The organism is Enterovirga rhinocerotis (genome assembly GCF_004363955.1).
GTDB classification, from domain to species: Bacteria; Pseudomonadota; Alphaproteobacteria; order Rhizobiales; family Beijerinckiaceae; genus Enterovirga; species Enterovirga rhinocerotis.
Genome location: NZ_SNZR01000011.1, coordinates 1252133 through 1271349, shown reverse-complemented (window position 1 = coordinate 1271349; position 19217 = coordinate 1252133). Strand labels below are relative to the sequence as shown.

Genomic DNA, 19217 nt, shown 5'->3' with positions numbered 1-19217 from the left:
CGACCTCGTTTTCCCGGTGCGATCCGGGCTCCACCCGCAGAGAAAATGCTGTAGAGAGCGCGTTCCGGTTCGTCGGCGCCGTCGCGCCCGCCGCTTCTCCCCCGAGACCCGCCATGGCCCCGTCCGCTCCCGTCGTCACGCGTTTTGCGCCCTCTCCGACCGGCTTCCTGCATATCGGAGGCGCGCGGACGGCGCTGTTCAACTGGCTTTACGCGCGCCGCTTCGGCGGGGCCATGCTGCTGCGGATCGAGGATACCGACCGCGAGCGCTCGACCGAATCCGCCATCGCCGCGATCCTCGACGGCCTGTCCTGGCTCGGCCTCGATTGGGACGGCGACGTGGTCTACCAGTTCGCGCGGGCCGAGCGTCACCGCGAGGTCGTCGAGACGCTGCTCGCGACCGGCGGCGCCTATCGCTGCTACGCGACGCCCGAGGAGCTCGCCGAGATGCGCGAGGCGGCGCGGCGCGAGGGGCGGCCCGCCCGCTATGACGGCCGCTGGCGCGACCGCGATCCGTCCGAGGCTCCGGCCGGAGCGAAGCCCGCGATCCGCCTCCGCGCGCCGCAGGAGGGCGAGACGGTGATCGAGGACGCCGTCCAGGGCCGCGTCGTCTGGCAGAACAAGGACCTCGACGATCTCGTCCTGCTGCGCTCGGACGGCAACCCGACCTACATGCTCGCCGTCGTCGTCGACGATCACGACATGGGCGTGACCCAGGTCATCCGCGGCGACGACCACCTCACCAACGCGGCCCGTCAGGCGCAGATCTACCAGGCGCTCGGCTGGGGCGTGCCGCGCATGGCCCATGTGCCGCTGATCCACGGCCCGGACGGGGCGAAGCTCTCGAAGCGCCACGGCGCGCTCGGCGTCGATGCCTATCGCGAGCTGGGCTACCTGCCGGCGGCCCTCCGCAACTACCTCGTGCGGCTCGGCTGGAGCCACGGCGACCAGGAGATGTTCAGCCAGGACGAGATGATCGCCGCCTTCGACCTCGGCCAGATCGGCCGCTCGCCCGCCCGGTTCGATTTCGCCAAGCTCGAGAACCTGAACGGCCACTACATGCGCCAGTCCGACGACGAGTCGCTGGTCGAGGCCATCGGACGCCTCCTGCCGACCCTCGGGCCGGCGCGGGGCCTCGGGCCGGAGCTGACGCCGGCCCTGCGCGGGATGCTGCTGCGCTCGATGCCGGGGCTCAAGGAACGGGCGAAGACGCTCGTCGAGCTGCTCGACAGCGCCTATTACCTCTACGCCCCCTCCCCGCTCGCGCTCGACGCCAAGGCCGACTCGATCCTCGACGCCGCCGCCCGTGCGAGGCTCGGTGCGGTGCGGGCGTTGCTCGCCGAGACCGCGGAGTGGAACGCCGCCGCGTTGGAGGCCGCCATCCGCGCCCATGCGGAGAGGACAGGGCTCAAGCTCGGACAGATCGCCCAGCCGCTGCGCGCGGCCGTGACGGGGCGGGGCACCTCACCGGGCCTTTTCGAGGTGATGGAGATCCTCGGACGCGAAACATCGCTCGCCCGGATCGACGCTCAGGCCCGCACTGGCGACACGGCTCCGATGAACGCTGCTTGAACGTGTCATGGTGATCCGATACCGACGCGGGAACGCCGCCCCGCCGAATTCCCAATCTCGGCGGTGAGGTCGAACTGGCTCGCCCGATGCATGTCGCCGCGAGCCCCCTGGTCAGAAAGGCATGCCCATATGAACGGCAACAGCAGCGCTGTGACCCTGCGCGACAAGACCGTGGAATTCCCGGTCAAGTCGGGAACGATTGGGCCTGATGTCGTCGACATTTCGAAACTCTACGCCCAGACGGGCGCCTTCACCTACGATCCCGGCTTCACCTCCACCGCGGCCTGCGAATCCAAGATCACCTATATCGACGGCGATCAGGGCATTCTCCTCTATCGCGGGTATCCGATCGAGCAGCTCGCCGAGCATGGCGACTTCCTGGAGAGCTGCTACCTCCTGCTCTACGGCGAATTGCCGACGTCGGCTCAGAAGGCCGATTTCGTCAACCGGGTCACGCGCCACACCATGGTGCACGACCAGATGAACCGGTTCTTCTCCGGCTTCCGCCGCGACGCCCATCCGATGGCGATCATGGTGGCCTCGGTCGGCGCGCTGTCGGCGTTCTACCACGACTCCACCGACATCCATGACGAAAACCAGCGGATGATCGCGCAGATTCGCATGATCGCGAAGATGCCGACGCTGGCCGCCATGGCGTACAAGTATTCGATCGGTCAGCCCTTCGTCTATCCGACGAACGATCTCGACTACACGTCGAATTTCCTCAAGATGTGCTTCGCCGTTCCGTGCGAGGACTACAAGGTCAACCCGGTTCTGTCGCGCGCACTGGACCGCATCTTTATCCTGCATGCGGATCACGAGCAGAACGCGTCGACCTCGACGGTGCGGCTGGCCGGGTCCTCGGGCGCCAATCCGTTCGCCTGCATCGCGGCCGGCATCGCCTGCCTGTGGGGTCCCGCCCATGGCGGCGCGAACGAGGCGGCGCTGAAGATGCTGGCCGAGATCGGCGGCCCCGAGAACGTCGCCAAATACGTCGCCAAGGCGAAGGACAAGAACGATCCCTTCCGCCTCATGGGCTTCGGCCACCGGGTCTACAAGAACTACGACCCGCGCGCCCGCATCATGCAGAAGACGACGCACGAGGTTCTCTCCGAACTCGGCATCAAGGACGATGCCCTGCTCGACACGGCCATCGAGCTCGAGCAGATCGCGCTGAAGGACGAGTACTTCATCGAGAAGAAGCTCTACCCGAACATCGATTTCTATTCGGGCATCACCCTCAAGGCGATGGGCTTCCCGACCTCGATGTTCACGGTGCTCTTCGCCCTCGCCCGCACGGTCGGCTGGATCGCGCAGTGGAAGGAGATGATCGAGGACCCGTCCCAGAAGATCGGCCGCCCGCGCCAGCTCTATACCGGCGAGACGCAGCGCGACTACACGACGATCGCCCAGCGCCGCTGAGGCGTTCGGCACGCGGATCGCGAGACGGATCAGGGCGCCTTCGGGCGCCCTTTTCGTTGGCCCTGGCAGGCAGTCCGGCAGCAGGAAACGATATGAGACCGAGCCCCATCCGCAGCTTCGACTACACCGTTCTTCTCTGCGCCCGGATGGAGGAGACACGCGCGTTCTACGCCGACGTGCTCGGCTTCCCGGTCGAAACCGACAAGCCGAATTGGGTCAGCTTCAGGATCGGCGCGATGTTGCTGACGCTTCGCCGACGCGGGGCCTGGAGCGTCTGCGACGATGGGCCGGCGGTTCCCGGCGCGGCTTCGGTGCAGCTCGCGTTCCGCGTACCGCCGCCGGACGTCGACGCCTGGCATGCGGAATTGTCCGCCAGGGGCGTGCCTATTCTGCGGGAACCGACCGACCTGCCGGACTGGAGGCATCGGACCTTGTTCTTCCGGGACCCGGAGGAAAACATCGTCGAGATCTACGCCGAATACTGACGCCAAACCTTCGTGCCGGCGCGTCGCTCACTCCGCTCATCCCGGCGAAAGCCGGGATCCGATCCCGCGGGCGGGCCTCGGCTTTCTCCAGGGAGAGCGGCGGTGCGGGGCAGCGTGATCTCGGTTCCGATCTGCGCTATGATCCGAACATGACGAGCCGGATCCCTGATTTCTCGACCCTCGATTTCACGGCCGCGGCCGTGCCGCCCCTCGCCGCGTCGGCCGCTTCCTGGCTGACGCCGGAGGGCATCGCGGTGAAACCCGCCTATGGCCCCGAGGATCGTGCCGGGCTCGACTTCCTGGACACCTATCCGGGCCTGCCGCCCTACCTCCGCGGCCCCTACCCGACGATGTATGTCAACCAGCCCTGGACGGTCCGGCAATATGCGGGCTTCTCCACGGCCGAGGATTCGAACGCCTTCTACCGGCGCAACCTCGCCGCCGGGCAGAAGGGCCTGTCGGTCGCCTTCGACCTCGCGACCCACCGCGGCTACGATTCTGACCATCCCCGCGTCTCGGGCGATGTCGGCATGGCCGGGGTCGCGATCGACTCCATCTACGACATGCGGACGCTCTTCGCCGGCATCCCGCTCGACCAGATGTCGGTCTCGATGACGATGAACGGCGCCGTGCTGCCGATCCTCGCGCTCTACGTCGTCGCCGCCGAGGAGCAGGGCGTGCCGCCCGAGAAGCTCGCCGGCACGATCCAGAACGACATCCTCAAGGAGTTCATGGTCCGCAACACCTACATCTACCCGCCCGCGGGTTCGATGCGGATCATCGGCGACATCTTCGCCTTCACGGCGCAGAACATGCCGAAGTTCAACTCCATCTCGATCTCCGGCTACCACATGCAGGAGGCCGGGGCGACGCAGGATCTCGAGCTCGCCTACACGCTCGCCGACGGCGTCGAATACATCCGTGCCGGCCTCGCGGCCGGCCTCACCATCGACCAGTTCGCGCCGCGCCTGTCCTTCTTCTGGGCGATCGGCATGAATTTCTACATGGAGGTGGCGAAGATGCGCGCCGCCCGCCTCCTGTGGGCGAAGCTGGTCAAGCAGTTCGGGCCGAAATCCGAGAAGTCGCTGCCCCTGCGCACCCATTGCCAGACCTCGGGCTGGTCGCTCGCGGCGCAGGACGTCTTCAACAACGTGCCGCGGACGATGATCGAGGCGATGGCCGCGACGCAGGGCGGCACGCAATCGCTCCACACCAACGCGCTCGACGAGGCGCTGGCGCTGCCGACCGACTTCTCGGCCCGCATCGCGCGCAACACGCAGCTCGTCCTCCAGCAGGAGAGCGGCACGACGCGGATCATCGATCCCTGGGGCGGCTCCTACTTCATCGAGAAGCTGACGGCCGATCTCGCCGCAAAGGCCTGGAGCCATATCCAGGAGGTCGAGAAGCTCGGCGGCATGGCCAAGGCCATCGAGGCCGGCATCCCGAAGCTGCGCATCGAGGAGGCGGCGGCGCGCACCCAGGCGCGGCTCGATTCCGGCGCTCAGTCGCTCATCGGCGTCAACAAGTTCCGCCCCGAGGAGGATCGTCAGATCGACGTCCTGCGCGTCGACAACTCGACCGTCCGCACGATGCAGCTCGACAAGCTGAAGCGCCTGCGCTCCGAGCGCAACGAGGCGGCGGTGAAGTCGGCCATCGCGAAGCTCGCCGGCGCCGCGAGCGAGGGTCAGGGCAACCTCCTCGCCCTCGCCATCGACGCCGCGCGCGAGAAGGCGACGGTCGGGGAGATCTCGGAGGCGCTGGAGCGCGTCTGGGGGCGCCACAAGGCCGAGATCAAGGCGATCTCGGGGGTCTACAGGCGGGAGGCGGGTGCGATGTCGCCGGCGATCGATCGGGTGCGCGTCCTCGTCGAGGCCTTCGAGGAGGATGACGGACGCCGCCCGCGCATCCTCGTCGCCAAGATGGGGCAGGACGGGCACGATCGCGGCCAGAAGGTCATCGCCTCCGCCTTCGCCGATCTCGGCTTCGACGTCGATATCGGGCCGCTCTTCGCGACCCCCGGCGAGGCGGCACGGCAGGCGATCGAGAACGACGTCCATATCGTCGGCGTCTCATCCCTCGCGGCGGGGCACCTGACGCTCGTCCCGGAGCTGAAGGCCGCGCTGAAGGAATATAGCCGCGAGGACATCATGATCGTGGTCGGCGGCGTCGTGCCGCCCGGCGATTACGACGCCCTCTACGCCTCGGGCGCCTCGGCCATCTTCCCGCCCGGCACCGTCATCGCGGATGCGGCCGAGAAGCTGCTGCACGAGCTGAACGGCCGACTGGGATACGGGGCGAAAGAAGCGGCGGAGTAGGGAAAGACGGCGAGCAGCAGAACACCTGCCTGATCCCTCCCCTTCAGGGGAGGGCGAGTCGGCGCCAGCCGACCGGGGTGGGGCTCGGCTCGGCAGGGATGTTCCCCACCTGGCTCGACGCTTCGCGTCGAGCAGGCCCTCCCCTCCGGGGAGGGATCAGGCCGTCGGCGGTTGGAGGGGCGAGGCCCCTCCCCTCCCTTAGAACTGGTACTTCATCGTCACCTTCGCGGTCCGGCCGGGCTCCGAGTAGTAGTCGCGCGGCTGGCTCAGCGTGCCGACGGGGACCGTGACGGCATCGAAGTACTTCCGGTCGAACACGTTGTAGACGCCCGCGTAGAACTGGACGTTCGGAAGCTGCGTCGGCTGCCACCAGGCGGTCACGTTCCAGATCGTGTAGCCCGGCGCGACGAAGCCGGCAGTCCCCCCGGTGAGCGACGCGACGTCGTCGCGCTTCGCCGCGATCTTGGTCGAGACCTCGGTGCCCCACACGCCCGTATCGTAGGCGAGGCCGATGATGCCCTGCATCGGCGGGATCGAGTTGATGAAGGTATCGTCGTCCTTGTTGATCCCGCGGACGTAGCTGAAGGAGCCGCGCACGCGCCAGTTCTCGAGGAAGAAGTAATGGGCGTTCGCCTCGAAGCCGTGGATTTCGGCCCGCGCGATGTTGCGATAGCTGCTGATGCCACCCTGCGGATAGAGGCCGCCGGGCGGTGCCGTCTGAATGGTTTCGATGAAGTTCTTGTAGTTCGTATGGAAATACGTCATCGAGCCGCCGAAGCGGGCGTCGCCGAAGCGGACGCCAACATCGATGCCGTCGCTCTTCTCCGGCCTGAGGTCGGCATTGCCGGTCCGCAGGTAGGTGCCGACCGCGCCGAACCGGCTGTAAAGCTCGTTCGCCGTCGGCGCCCGGAACCCCTTCGACCATTGCGCGAAGGCCGTGACGGTGCCGAGCCACGGCGTGTCGCGGACGACGTCGTATTCGACCCGCACGCGCGGCGACCAGGCCGAGTCGCTCGAGGACGGCGGCAGGCCGACCGGATGCGAGCCGCCATTGGTGTAGGACGGCGTGTTCTGGGGTCGCTCCTCGTACCAGTCGAACCGGACGCCCGGCGTGACGCGGAGCCTGTTGTCGAAGACGCCGATCTCGTCCTGGACGTAGAGGCCGACCATCTGGCCTTCGACCTTCGGCATGTCGGCCTGGTTGGTGTGGAGGTTGTTGCAGGCCGGCGAGAAGGCGAAGCTGCAGCTGTCGACGCCCGTCGAATATTGCGTCAGCGACGTCGTCCGCAGTTCCGTGCCCGCCAGCAGCCGGTGCGAGAACATGCCCGTGGTCATCGACTTGGCGACATGGCCGATGAAGCCGAAGGCGTTCTCTTCGTATTCGTTGTCGCGGCCGAAGGGGCCCCGCACGCTCGTGAAGCGATAGGCGTTCACGAGCGAGTTCCGCTTCACGCGCTGCCAGTAGAGATTGGCCGAGGCCTCATCCAGCCAGCCGCCCGCATCCTTGTAGTCGTAGGTCAGGGAGATGCGGTCGCGCGCGACGTCCTCGCCGCTGGAATGGAAGCCCGGACGATAATTGCCGGCCGCGGACACCGTGGAGGTCCGCGTCTGGATGCGGTCTCCGCGCCGGAACACCTCGCCGGTGATGCCGAAGCGGTGCACCTCGTCGACATAGTGGTGGATCTTGCCGAGGATGCCGTATTGCGTGAACGAGGCCGGGTTGGGCTTGGTGCGGGTCGATCCGATCGTCGCCACGCGGCCGTGGTTCTCGGTCTCCTCGCCGTCGCGCACGTTGCCTTGCAGCATGAAGTAGGTCTGGCCGAGGCGCGCAGCCCCCGCGGCGCTGCCGAACCAGGCCCGGTCCATGCTGTCATAGCCGGTCTTGGCCATGCCGCCGTAGGTGTTGTTGCCCTGGATGAGATTGCGCGGATCGAGCGTGCGCACCGCCAGCGCGCCGCCGAGCGTGCCCGGTCCGACGAGGCTCGCGCCGCCCGGACCCCGCACGAGATCGAGCGAGGACAGGGAATCGAAGTCGAAGGCGTTCGTCGCGCTGCTGCCGACCCGCGTATCCGTGATGAAGGACTGCCGGATGCCGTCGATGGTCGTCAGCACGCGCGGGCCGTCGAGGCCGCGGATGTTGATGCTGTTGTTATTGCGGTTGAAGCTGATGCCCGCCTCGACCGACCTGCCGAGATCCTGGATGCTCTGGATCTGAAGCTGGTCGAGTTCGGCGCGGGTCGTGGTGGTGGTGGTCGGACCCTGGAGCAGCGGCGAGCCGGCTGGCCGGCCCGAGCTTCCGGGCAGGAAAGCCGGCGTCGGTGCGGGGGTGGTCGGCACGACGGGCACGACCGCCGCCGCCGCAGGACGCGGAGCGGCGCGGCGCACGTCTCGCGCCCTCTGGCGCGGGCCGGCGCCCCCGGCCGCCTGGCGTGAGGCTGCGGCGCGCGGCCTCGCCTGATGCGGCGCATCGACCGTGACCGGGGGCAACACGCCGCCCGGCGCCTGGGCCAGGGCCGAACCCGGCGCGGCCACAAGAACGGCCCCGACCGCCGTTCCGCAATACAAAGCCCGCAACAGACCGTTCATCATCAGCGCCCCACATCGTCGATCGTGCCGCGCTTGTGTTCTTCTTTGAATCGATATGAACTGCGCAAAGCATCGTGACTGATCGGCGAGCTATTTCACCGAATAACGAATGTCAACGAATTGTATCGATCATTATCGAAAGTCGATATTATAATAATTACAAGCTTGATAGCCTATTTTCTTTATATCAATTACAGACTGTGCGTCGGCGCCGCGCAGCCCATCCGACCAGCGGGAGCCAGCCATGCCGGGCGCGTCCGCTTCTCCCGAGACGAGGCTCGGCCGGCGAGGCCCCTTGACGCCCTCCCGAGCTTGGCCCCTCCTCCCGGGGTGCAGCGGGCGAGGATGTCACCTTGAGACAGAACGACGAGCCGATCTGGAACCATGTCGACGCCAAGCGCGAGACCTTCGTCGCGCTGTCCGACCGGATCTGGGGCATGCCGGAGCTGAACTATGCCGAGCATCGCTCGGCCGAGGAGCACCGCAAGACGCTCGAGGCGGAAGGCTTCCGCGTCACGACGGGCCTCGCCGGCATCCCGACGGCCGTCATGGGCGAGGCGGGCGATGAAGGCCCGGTCATCGCCATCCTCGGCGAGTACGACGCCCTCCCCGGCCTCAGCCAGGAGGCGGGCGTCGCGGAGCACCGGCCCGTCGAGGCCGGCGGACCCGGCCATGGCTGCGGCCACAACCTCCTCGGCTCGGCGGCGATGCTCGCCGCGACGGCGGTGAAGGACTGGCTCGCCGCGCACGGGGTCAAGGGCCGCGTCCGCTATTACGGCTGCCCCGCCGAGGAGGGCGGCTCGGCCAAGGCCTTCATGGCCCGCGACGGGATCTTCTCGGACGTCGATGTCGCGATCTCATGGCATCCGGCCCATTTCTCGGGCGTCGGCAAGGCGAAATCGCTCGCCATGACGATCATCGACTTCGCCTTTGCCGGCCGCGCGGCCCATGCGGCCGCCGCGCCGCATCTCGGCCGCTCGGCGCTGGATGCGGTCGAGCTGATGAATGTCGGCGTCAACTACATGCGCGAGCACATGCCGGACGGCGCGCGCATCCATTACGCGGTGCTCGATTCCGGCGGCATCGCCGCGAATGTCGTCCAGGCCCACGCGAAGGTGCGCTACATCGTTCGCGCGGCCGATATCGGCCAGCTCAAGGCGCTGGCCGAGCGCGTGCGCAAGGTCGCGGACGGCGCGGCGCTGATGACGGAGACCCGGGTCGAGACCACGGTGATCGCCGGCATGTCGAACCTCCTCGGCAACCGCCCGCTCGAACGCACCATGCACGAGAACCTGATGCGGCTCGGCCCGCCCGATTTCGACGCCGAGGACCGCGCGCTCGCGGCGCAGTTCCAGGCGACGCTGGCGCCCGAGGACATCTCCTCCGCCTTCGAGGCGCAAGGGCTGCCCGTCGAGGCCGGCCAGCCGCTCTGCGACGCGGTCCTGCCGCTCGAGCGGGGCGGCATCGGCGGCATCGGCTCGACGGATGTCGGCGACGTGAGCTGGGTCGTGCCGACGGTCCAGGCCTGGGGTGCGACACTCGCCATCGGCACGCCCTTCCATTCCTGGCAGTTCACCGGCCAGGGCAAGGCGGCGGCGGCCCATAAGGGCCTCGTCCATGTCGCGAAGGTCATGGCCGGAACCGCCGTCGACCTTCTGCGCGACGAGGATCTGAGGACGGCGGTGGCGGCCGAGTTCGCCGAGCGGCGTGGCCCGAACGGCTACGAATGCCCGATCCCGCCCGAGGTGGCGCCCGCCCTCGACATGAGCCGGGCGGGCTGACGGGGCGATCCTCGCCTCACCGCGAGGCGAGCGCCTTCCGCTTCCAGCTGAGCCGGCTCTCGATCGCCTTCACGCGCGCCTTGTGCGCCGCCCAGAAGGCATTGCCGTCGACGACCACGCGCCGCCGTCCCCGGACGGCGAGCCCCGTCGAGGCGGCGCCGGCCGACGCCACGCGCGGCGATGCGGCCGCCGGACCCAGCGTCACGGCCGGCAGTTCGCCCTGCCCGAGGGGAGAGCCGAGCGCGGTGAGGTGAACCTTCGCGCGGCGGCAATACTCGACCGACAGCGCCGACATCCGCTCCTGTCCATGCCCCGCGCGGTACTTCATCAGCGTCCGGCAGAGATCGCCGCCGGCGAGCCGCCAGGCTCCGGCGAGGTAGCGCACGCCAAGACGGACATTGGTGCTCGGCTCGGCGAGTTCGTCGAGCGTGCCGGAGAAGCCCAGCATGGCTGCTGTCGAGGGCAGGACCTGCATCAGCCCGCGCTCGCCGACCCCGCCGACGACGCCGGGGTCGTAGCCGCTCTCGACCCGCATCACGGCATCCGCGACCTCGGCCGGCAGGCCGTGCTTGCGCGCCTCCTCCTCGGCCAGCGGGAAGTATTTCTCCCGGCCTCGCGGCAGAGCGCCCGCCTTGGGACGCGCGGCAGCCACGGCGGCCGTAGCGTCGAGAGCGGACGGGCGAGCCGGCGGCATCGGAGGCTCTGTCGCGAGGGCTGCGCCCCACGAGCAGGCCGCGATGACCGCACCCAGTCGAAGGCTCGCGCCGAACAGCATCGGTCGCCGAATGCCCATCTGCCCCTTCTACGCTCTCCAAACGCCGCCCGGGCCATCGCGAGCCCGAGGACACGCCACGTCCGTCGACATGAAGCGCCGGATCCGACCCTATCCGTGCGGGCTGTCGAGTTCGTTACCGAGGGCGACGCGCCCTTCTGGACCGCCATGGTGTCGCGGGACGCCGTGCTTTTATAATCACTCCGGACCACCCGCTGGGACCGGAAGCTCATGGCGCGATCGATGACAGGTGCGAGGGCATGACTAGGAACATCTTCAAAAATGAAGATTGGAACGCCTCGTCGGTGAGGACAAAACTCGCCGCCCGAAAAGCCAAACGTCTTCTATCCATCGGCTTTCTGTTTGTTTTTATCGCTCCTCTTGCCCTCTATCTGTTATTGACATTATTCGGTACGGGCGGCGGGCTTTTCAGCTATTTCATCTGGACAATCCTGTCATTGTTTTCGTCAGTGTTTCAGGTCGCTATCCCGCTGGCGATCCTGGCAGGCATCGCTTGGACAATTGTCTCGCGCAATCGTCCTGGGACACCGCCATCGGATCAAGCCTCGGGTCAGTCTCGGGCAGGCGGATCCGCTGCCGGCAACCCGGAGCTCAGAAAGCTTGCCCAAGCTGCGATCGAGCCCTCGACGCTCGCGTCGCTCGAATATTTACGAACCCAAGCACAGGAATCGGTCTCACGCCGGAAACGGCTGTTTATACCAGCCGGCATCGCAATCTCGTTCGGTCTCTTCTTCTTGATGACATGGGGCGGGAGGTGGCAAGCCTCGCCCGGGATGTTCTTGCCCATCATGGTCGGGCTCGGCGCAGCCGGCGGCTGGTTCCTGGCCACATTCGTTCCGGAGAAGGACTTCGCTCAGAAACTCAAGGACACGACCATACCGAGACTTCTCGCGAACTTCGGAGAATTTCACTCCAAAGCCGACGAGAAGCCGGACATAAGTCGGCTCGTCGAAACAGGCGTTCTACCGCGCCACTCCCGAATGACGGCCGATATGAGGATCTCGGGGATCTATCGCGATCGATGCGTCACCATCACCGAAATCACGCTGGAGAGGTCTTTCCGGACAGGCTGGTCGACCCGGTGGTCGATCGTCTTTCGAGGCCCGCTGATAGAACTGGCCGCTTCCGGCCCCTTTGGCTCTACCACGATCATGCGGGATGCCGAGGCCGGGACAGAACTGCCAGTGTCCAACGGACGTGCCCTGAAGCCGATCTCTATCGGCGACGATACGTTCGACGCGATCTATGCGACCTTTACCGACAATAAGGCCGGAGCGAGACAATGGCTCACATCTGCAATCGGCCGTCGGATCCTCACGATGGCCGACGGCAAAGGGTTCGCTCCTCCCTTTATTCTTCTCGAGGGCACGCAAATGCGTGCTGGATTTCACTGTTGGGACCTGCGGAACCTGCTCAAACCGCCGAATCCGCTCAGCCGTGATGTCGAGGCGCACGTGACTGCCCTCGAAGCGGAGCTCTCCGGAATTTTTTCGCTGGTGGATGCGCTCGTCGAGATCGAGCAGGCATACCATCGCGCCGACGCTGACAGACGGCACGGGCCTTAGGGTTCGCACCGCGGCGCATTTCGACATCGTCATCTGAGCGCGGCGTCGTCATCCGCAGAATTCGAAGGTCTCCGCCGGGTTGTCGCCGTTCTCGCGCAAGCGAAGGCGGCCCGACGGGGACCCGGGGGATTAGACTAAAGGGGGGATGTCTTCCGAGAGACTGCCGTTGAGCTTGGCCCGCGTGCTGATAACGTCCGGGCCAGACGACGAAGGCGCGGTACAGCGCCCGTTGCGGGAGGACATCGATGACGAAGCTCAATCGGCGCGCGATCCTCGCATCCGCGGCGGGCGCCCTTGCCGCCCCTCACCTCGCGCTCGCCCAGGCGACCTATCCGAACCGGCCCATCTCGATGCTGTGCCCTTGGGGCGCCGGCGGCGGGACGGACGCCACCGTCCGCATCGTCGCGCAGCTGCTGGAGCGCGAACTCGGCCAGCCCGTGAACGTGATCAACCGCACCGGCGGCAGCGGGGTCGTCGGCCATGCGGCGATCGCCGCGGCGGCGCCCGACGGCTACACGCTCGGCATCCTGACGGTCGAGATCAGCATGATGCACTGGCAGGGCCTGACGGAGCTGACCCCACGCAGCTACACGCCGCTCGCCCTCGTCAACGAGGATCCGCCGGGCATCCAGGTCAAGGCGGACGCGCCCTACAAGACCCTCAAGGACCTCGCCGACACCATCAAGAAGAGCCCGCCCGGCAGGCTGAAGGCCTCCGGCACCGGCCAGGGCGGCATCTGGCATCTCGCCCTGATCGGCTGGCTGCAGAGCATGGGCCTCGCACCGAACCATGTCGCCTGGGTGCCCTCGAACGGAGCCGCCCCCGCCATGCAGGACCTCGCCGCCGGCGGGCTCGACATCGTGCCCTGCTCGGTCCCCGAAGCGCGGGCGATGATCGAGGCGAAGCGCGCCCGCTCCCTCGCCATCATGGCCGAGAAGCGCAATCCCCAATTCCCCGACGTGCCGACGGTGGGCGAGGAGCTCGGCCAGGTCTATGCCGCCGGCGCCTGGCGCGGCATCGCCGGACCTCGGAACCTGCCCGAGGACGTGGCGGCGAAGCTCCGGGCGGCGCTGAAGAAGGTCTATGACAGCGCGGGCTACAAGGAGTTCATGAACAACCGCGGCTTCGGCATGAAATGGGCCGACGGAGCCGATTTCGCCGCGTTCATGGACGATGGCGACAAGAAGATGGGCACCGCCATGAAGGCGGCCGGGCTCGCGAAATCCTGACGCCGTGCTGCTCTCCGACCGTGTGACGGGCGGCGCGGTCGCCGCCCTCGGCGCGGCCGCCGCCTATGTCGGCGCACAGCTTCCGCCCGTTCCGGGCCAGGAGGTCGGCCCCGCCGCCTTCCCGACCCTCATCGGTCTCCTGCTCATCCTGTGCGGCGGCCTCATCGCCTTCGGCGTGGGGCGCAGCTTCGAGGACGAGGCGGAGGCCGCCGTCGAGGAGAGCGAAGTGGCCCACGGCGCGCCCCATGCCGCGCCGCCGACGCCGCTGCGAAGCCTGAAGGCGGCCCTGCCGCCCGCCCTGCTCCTGTTCTACGTCCTCGCGGTCGACCGGCTCGGCTTCGTGCCGACGACCTTCCTGATGATCGTCGCCATGGTCTTCGCCTTCGGCGGCCGCTGGCGGCTCGCCCTCGCGCTCGGCACCATCGGCCCCGTCGCCGTCCATCTCGTCTTCTACAAGCTGCTGCGCGTGCCCCTCCCCGCCGGCCTCCTGCCGATGCCCTGGTCGTGAGGTCCGACGCGTGAGCACCGTCCTCGAAGCCCTGCGGATGGTCGCGGCGCCCGACGTGGTCCTCGCGATCCTGCTGTCGTCGATCTACGGGCTCGTCGTCGGCTGCCTTCCCGGCCTCTCGGCGACGATGGCGACGGCGTTGCTCGTGCCCGTCACCTTCTACCTCTCGCCCATCGCCGCGATCGCGACGATCATCTCCGCCTCGGCCATGGCGATCTTCTCCGGCGACATCCCCGGCACGCTGCTGCGCATCCCCGGCACGCCGGCCTCCGCCGCCTATACGGACGAAGCCTATGCGATGACCCGCAAGGGCCGGCCGGAACTGGCCCTCGGCATCTGCCTCTGGTTCAGCGCCATCGGCGGCATCGCGGGGACGATCTCGCTCGTGGCCATGGCGCCGCTCCTCGCCGAGATCGCCTTCTCCTTCTCGACCTACGAGTATTTCTGGCTCGGCATCATGGGCCTGATGTGCGCGACGCTGGTGGCGCGCTCCTCGCCCGTGAAGGCCATCGCCTCCATGCTGCTCGGGCTCCTGATCTCCTGCGTCGGCATGGAGAATCCGGGCGGCGTGCCGCGCTTCACCTTCGGCCTCACCGACCTCCTCGGCGGCATCGAGGCCGTGCCGGCGCTGGTCGGCGCCTTCGCCGTCTCGGAGGTGATGCGCGCGCTCCTTCAGCCGGAGCCGCCCAAGCTCGCCCACCGCAGGTTCGGCTCGATCCTCGCGGGCCAGATCGCGCTGACCAAGCAATACTGGAAGCAGATGACGCGCGGGAACGTTATCGGCATCATCATCGGCGTGCTGCCGGGCGCCGGCGCCGACATGGCGGCCTGGGTCAGCTACGCCATGGCGAAGAAGTTCTCGAAGGAGCCGCAGAAATTCGGCACCGGCCATCCGGAGGGGCTGGTCGAGGCCGGCGCCAGCAACAATGCGAGCCTCGCCTCGGGCTGGGTGCCCTCGCTCCTCTTCGGCATCCCGGGCGACACGATCACCGCCATCGCGATCGGGGTCCTCTACATGAAGGGCCTCAATCCCGGCCCGACGCTCTTCACCGAGCGCGCCTCGAGCATGTATGCGCTCTACATCATCTTCCTGATCGCCAACATCATCATGATCCCGCTCGGGATCATGATGATCCGCGGCACGAGCCACGTCATGCGGGCGCCGCGCGCCGCGATCATGCCGGTGGTGCTGGTCTGCGCCGCCGTCGGCTCCTTCGCGACCGGCAACAACCTCTCGGCCGTGCTCATCGTGGCGGCCTTCGGCATCATCGGCTATGTCCTCGAGGCGAACGGCTATCCGGTCGCGGGCATGGTGCTCGGGATCGTGATGGGGTCGATGGTGGAGCAGAGTTTCGTGACATCGCTGATCAAGTCGGACGGCTCGATCCTGCCGTTCTTCGACCGCCCGGTCTCGGCGATCCTCGCCGCCATGACCTTCGCGGCGCTGCTCTGGCCGGTCGCCATCTGGCTCTGGGGACGGCCGAAGGCCGCAAAGCGGGCCCAGCCGGCATGAGCACCCGCCAGCCTCCCGGCCGGCGCTCCGATTACCGCCTGTTCCGGACGATCCCGACGCGCTGGATGGACAACGACGTCTATGGCCACGTGAACAACGTGACCTATTACTCGTATTTCGACACGGCCGTCAGCGGCTATCTCGTCGAGAGCGGCGCCATCGACATCCGTGCGAGCACGGTGATCGGCTACGCGGTCGAGAGCCAGTGCCGCTATTTCGCGCCGATGACCTTCCCCGACACGGTCGTGGCGGGCCTCAGGATCGGCCATCGCGGGCGCTCCTCGGTGCGCTACGAGATCGGGCTGTTCAGGAACGAGGAGGATTCGGCCTCCGCCGAGGGCCATTTCGTCCACGTCTATGTCGACCGCGCGACGAGCCGCCCCGTCCCGCTCCCCGAGACGCTTCTCGGCGTCCTCGCCCCGCTGGAGGCATGATCCTCTGCGGAACACGCGATGCGCATCAAAAGAGGGTTGCGGGAACGCGCCGAACGCCTTAGGAAACCGGTCCCCACCCGGTCGGACTCGGCCGGGACGTCGGAGCGTAGCGCAGCCCGGTTAGCGCACTAGTCTGGGGGACTAGGGGTCGGAGGTTCGAATCCTCTCGCTCCGACCAAATTTTCCCTCTGAATCAGAGAGATACGAGGAGCCGCCGCGAGGCGGCTTTCTTCGTTTTTGGCACGGGGGGGTCACCGGGGGTTCAAATCCGGGGGGTCTGAACCCCCGCCCCAATCCTGGGGACAAGTCGTCGCGGCCGACGTCCCCCTGCCCGGCCGCGCGACGTGGCCGGGGTGCGCCTCTCAGCCGCCGAGGCTCCAAGGCGAGGCCCGAGGCGATCCGGCGCGTCCTCGCCGAGCGGTTCGATGAGCGCTCCGAAGGCCTCGGCAAAGGCGCCAGGCGCGACAGCGCCGACTGTCGCGGAGAAGGCCGCCCGCGCCCGTTAAGGCCGCCAGCGCGGCCGACGAGGCGCTGAAGGGCGTTGAGGCTCCGGCCGAGGTCAAGGCGGCGCGCCGGAAGGCGCTCGTTGAGAAGCCGGCCATGGTCGCGAAAGCGCGGGCGAAGCGGACGGCAGACGCATGAAGTCGGTCGCCGTGCTCGGGGTCCTCGCCGGGTCCGGTGGCGTCGACTATCATCGTACGCAGCCCTAGATTCCACCGCTGGTTACAAGCTCGGCTAGGCTTCGACGCTCTGATGTTTCCTGGGGAAAGCAATCCTCCTCAGCCCGCCCACCTTTGACCGGCGGCTGACCTGCCCGTACGTGATCGTGAGGAGCGTCCATCTTTGGCGCCCAGGTCGAAGGTCGCGGGCGCCCATGTCTCGGCTAACTCAGCGTTACGCTATCAGAGACCCAATCCACGGGATGATAGAATTCAACCCGCTGGAGTGGGAGATCATCAATTCGGCACCGTTTCAACGCCTACGTCGGATCAAGCAACTCGCCTGGACCGACTACGTCTACCCGGGCGCTTCACATACTCGCTTCGAGCATTCGCTTGGGGTATGCCATACAGCAACGCGCTTGTTCGAAGGCATCGCGACGAAAGATGCCGACCTGCTCCGTACGGAGCATGGCTTCGATGAAGCAGGTCTCAAGCGTCAGAAGCAAATAATCAGGCTCGCCGCCCTAACCCATGACCTCGGTCACGGTCCGCTATCGCATGCCGCGGAAGAAAGCTTCCCTGTCAACGAGGAGACCGGGAAGAGGTTCGTGCACGAACAATACTCCGCCGCAGCCGTAAAATATAAACTCGCCGATATCATCGAAAATCATCCCATAAATAAGAACAACTATGGAATAAAATTCTCCGATATCTCGTCGATGTTCGAGGGCAGCGCGGACGTGGGTAAATCTATAGTCTGGAAGGATATAATTGCCGGCCAGATGGATGCAGATCGAATGGACTATCTGCTCCGCGACAGTTATCATACAGGCGTAACGTACGGCCGGTACGACCTTGATCGTGTCGTCAATACAGTGTGTCTTTGCGACGATGAGGACGGATTCGGTCACGTAATCGGCGTGGAGGACGATGGTATTCACGCTGTTGAAGGATTGCTTATTGCAAGATACATGATGTTTACGCAGGTTTATTTTCATAAGACCAGAGTGATATATGATCATCACTACGCAGAGGCCGCAAGCCATGTTTTAGAAAAACACGGCGGCACATTCCCGTCGCCGAACGAAGGCGAGATCGAAGAATATTTGAAGTGGGACGATTGGAGAATGCTGAGTGAAATCGCTTCAGAATCCAGCAATGCTTCCTGTTCTGCGATCTGCTCAAGGGATCATCATCGATTGATCTTCAATACACCCGAGGTGCCAGGACTCGAAGACCTTGAGAAATTTGATGAAGTCAAAGCCAAGCTGGATGACCTCGACATTGTTATCAGAGACGCTAAGAAATCTTGGTATAAATTTCAGCGAGAAGAAATTCGCCTGCGAGAACCCTTCGGGCGGGGCGTACGCTCAGTTCCCTTGGCGACTCGGTCGCCGGTTGTTAATGGACTGCAAACTGTGAATCAGCGTCGCATATACGTAGCACAAAATGAACGTGCCGAGGCTCTTCATCGCTTGGGGGCAGCATGACCAACGTCGCACCAGCGCCTGTACGGACGATGGAAAAGCTCGGCTTGATCTCTCGCGTCGCTGAGCGCTTCGGCTCCAGCGGCCGGCTAGGGAAAAAGGCAGTTCAAAAGATATTCCACATCCTTGATGAGGGATTGGGTGTAAATACCGGCTATACCTTCACAATCTATACATATGGTGCATTCAGCCGCGACTTAGCGGGCGACCTCGATATCGCGTCAGCAGTGGGAGGCGTTGATATAACTTATGTAGATTATGATAATAGATATATCGTGAAGGCCGGGTCTTCTTGCGAAGCAGTTAAATACAAGGCCAATGCTTATCTTGATTCTGTTGAAAGTGGACTTGATAGTTTTGCATCCTTGTTCGACAGCTCGAATGTCAACCACCTTGAACTTCTCTCCACCATGGTCTTTTTGCACAAGCGGCGCAGTCCAAACGAAGCCGACGATTCGCTTGTCGAAAAATTAATTTCGCTCAAGCCGAAATACAGGCGTGATGAAGCCGAGAGATGTTTGACTGAGGAGGTAAAGCCTCTACTGCAGAGGATCAGTGCTCCGAGCATCGAGTGAGATCGCCCCTAAGCGATACCAGTGTCGGCATGACGACCGAGACACCGAAGCCGAAGCCTAGGGGGTCGGAGGTTCGAATCCTCTCGCTCCGACCAAATTTTCCCTCTGAGATCAGTATGTTAGGAAGGCAGAGCCCGCAGCCTTCCCGCCCTCATTTTGCCCGTGACGGCGCCGTGACGGCACGGCGGTTATGATCGGTACGGAATCACCGCCGCCGTCCGCCAACGATCGGATACTCGGCATTGAACCGGCGCACCGCCTCTTCGTCGAGCTGTTCGGCCCGGCGCCGGA

General features: G+C 65.9%; 14 protein-coding genes and 1 tRNA gene. 13 read left to right on the top strand and 2 right to left on the bottom strand.

Annotated features, from left to right (window positions below):
• Positions 1-113: 113 nt before the first annotated feature.
• From gltX to scpA, 4 genes are all read left to right on the top strand, one after another.
• On the top strand, positions 114-1571 hold the full coding sequence (gene gltX, locus EV668_RS06590) for a glutamate--tRNA ligase (RefSeq protein WP_133769001.1): 1458 nt from the start codon (positions 114-116) through the stop codon (positions 1569-1571).
• Between the two features lie 129 nt (positions 1572-1700).
• On the top strand, positions 1701-2993 hold the full coding sequence (gene gltA, locus EV668_RS06585) for a citrate synthase (protein ID WP_133769000.1): 1293 nt from the start codon (positions 1701-1703) through the stop codon (positions 2991-2993).
• A 92-nt stretch (positions 2994-3085) separates the two neighbouring features.
• Positions 3086-3478, top strand: a complete 393-nt coding sequence (locus tag EV668_RS06580) for a VOC family protein (protein WP_133768999.1) — start codon at positions 3086-3088, stop codon at positions 3476-3478.
• A 149-nt stretch (positions 3479-3627) separates the two neighbouring features.
• Positions 3628-5793, top strand: coding sequence for a methylmalonyl-CoA mutase (scpA, locus tag EV668_RS06575; RefSeq protein WP_133768998.1), 2166 nt, complete (start codon positions 3628-3630; stop codon positions 5791-5793).
• A 198-nt stretch (positions 5794-5991) separates the two neighbouring features.
• Here scpA and EV668_RS06570 read toward each other — a convergent pair whose 3' ends face one another.
• The gene (locus EV668_RS06570) at positions 5992-8382 is read right to left on the bottom strand and encodes a TonB-dependent hemoglobin/transferrin/lactoferrin family receptor (protein ID WP_133768997.1); all 2391 of its coding nucleotides are present in this window, start codon (positions 8380-8382) and stop codon (positions 5992-5994) included.
• 350 nt (positions 8383-8732) lie between these two features.
• Between EV668_RS06570 and EV668_RS06565 the strand changes: the two genes are divergently transcribed.
• Entirely contained in the window at positions 8733-10160 is a 1428-nt protein-coding gene (locus EV668_RS06565; RefSeq protein WP_245512891.1) for an amidohydrolase, read from the top strand.
• 16 nt (positions 10161-10176) lie between these two features.
• Here the strand turns inward: EV668_RS06565 and EV668_RS06560 are convergent, their stop codons facing one another.
• Positions 10177-10953 carry a lytic transglycosylase domain-containing protein gene (locus EV668_RS06560; protein WP_245512890.1) on the bottom strand — a complete coding sequence of 259 codons (777 nt, stop codon included), beginning with the start codon at positions 10951-10953 and terminating at the stop codon, positions 10177-10179.
• 239 nt (positions 10954-11192) lie between these two features.
• Between EV668_RS06560 and EV668_RS06555 the strand changes: the two genes are divergently transcribed.
• The 8 genes from EV668_RS06555 (at position 11193) to EV668_RS06520 (ending at position 18926) form a co-directional block, all read left to right on the top strand.
• On the top strand, positions 11193-12518 hold the full coding sequence (locus tag EV668_RS06555; protein ID WP_133768996.1) for a hypothetical protein: 1326 nt from the start codon (positions 11193-11195) through the stop codon (positions 12516-12518).
• 245 nt (positions 12519-12763) lie between these two features.
• Positions 12764-13747 carry a tripartite tricarboxylate transporter substrate binding protein gene (locus tag EV668_RS06550; RefSeq protein WP_133768995.1) on the top strand — a complete coding sequence of 328 codons (984 nt, stop codon included), beginning with the start codon at positions 12764-12766 and terminating at the stop codon, positions 13745-13747.
• Between the two features lie 4 nt (positions 13748-13751).
• A complete protein-coding gene (locus EV668_RS06545) occupies positions 13752-14255 on the top strand; it encodes a tripartite tricarboxylate transporter TctB family protein (protein WP_133768994.1) in 504 nt (167 codons plus the stop codon).
• 37 nt (positions 14256-14292) lie between these two features.
• Positions 14293-15768: a tripartite tricarboxylate transporter permease gene (locus EV668_RS06540; protein ID WP_133770011.1), complete on the top strand. Its 1476-nt coding sequence runs from the start codon at positions 14293-14295 to the stop codon at positions 15766-15768.
• Positions 15765-16202, top strand: coding sequence for an acyl-CoA thioesterase (locus tag EV668_RS06535; protein ID WP_133768993.1), 438 nt, complete (start codon positions 15765-15767; stop codon positions 16200-16202). The genes EV668_RS06540 and EV668_RS06535 overlap by 4 nt, the downstream gene beginning before the upstream one ends.
• 100 nt (positions 16203-16302) lie before the next feature.
• Positions 16303-16380, top strand: a tRNA-Pro gene (locus EV668_RS06530).
• 744 nt (positions 16381-17124) lie between these two features.
• Entirely contained in the window at positions 17125-18354 is a 1230-nt protein-coding gene (locus tag EV668_RS06525; protein ID WP_166652365.1) for an HD domain-containing protein, read from the top strand.
• The gene (locus tag EV668_RS06520) at positions 18351-18926 is read left to right on the top strand and encodes a hypothetical protein (protein WP_133768991.1); all 576 of its coding nucleotides are present in this window, start codon (positions 18351-18353) and stop codon (positions 18924-18926) included. Before EV668_RS06525 ends, EV668_RS06520 begins: the two co-directional genes overlap by 4 nt.
• Positions 18927-19217: the final 291 nt, after the last annotated feature.

Bases quoted from the DNA above. Each gene is read 5' to 3' on its own strand.
- gltX (WP_133769001.1), top strand. From the start codon at position 114: ATGGCCCCGTCCGCTCCCGTCGTCACGCGTTTTGCGCCCTCTCCGACC.
- gltA (WP_133769000.1), top strand. From the start codon at position 1,701: ATGAACGGCAACAGCAGCGCTGTGACCCTGCGCGACAAGACCGTGGAA.
- EV668_RS06580 (WP_133768999.1), top strand. From the start codon at position 3,086: ATGAGACCGAGCCCCATCCGCAGCTTCGACTACACCGTTCTTCTCTGC.
- scpA (WP_133768998.1), top strand. From the start codon at position 3,628: ATGACGAGCCGGATCCCTGATTTCTCGACCCTCGATTTCACGGCCGCG.
- EV668_RS06570 (WP_133768997.1), bottom strand. From the start codon at position 8,382: ATGATGAACGGTCTGTTGCGGGCTTTGTATTGCGGAACGGCGGTCGGG.
- EV668_RS06560 (WP_245512890.1), bottom strand. From the start codon at position 10,953: ATGGGCATTCGGCGACCGATGCTGTTCGGCGCGAGCCTTCGACTGGGT.
- EV668_RS06555 (WP_133768996.1), top strand. From the start codon at position 11,193: ATGACTAGGAACATCTTCAAAAATGAAGATTGGAACGCCTCGTCGGTG.
- EV668_RS06550 (WP_133768995.1), top strand. From the start codon at position 12,764: ATGACGAAGCTCAATCGGCGCGCGATCCTCGCATCCGCGGCGGGCGCC.
- EV668_RS06540 (WP_133770011.1), top strand. From the start codon at position 14,293: ATGGTCGCGGCGCCCGACGTGGTCCTCGCGATCCTGCTGTCGTCGATC.
- EV668_RS06535 (WP_133768993.1), top strand. From the start codon at position 15,765: ATGAGCACCCGCCAGCCTCCCGGCCGGCGCTCCGATTACCGCCTGTTC.
- EV668_RS06525 (WP_166652365.1), top strand. From the start codon at position 17,125: ATGATAGAATTCAACCCGCTGGAGTGGGAGATCATCAATTCGGCACCG.
- EV668_RS06520 (WP_133768991.1), top strand. From the start codon at position 18,351: ATGACCAACGTCGCACCAGCGCCTGTACGGACGATGGAAAAGCTCGGC.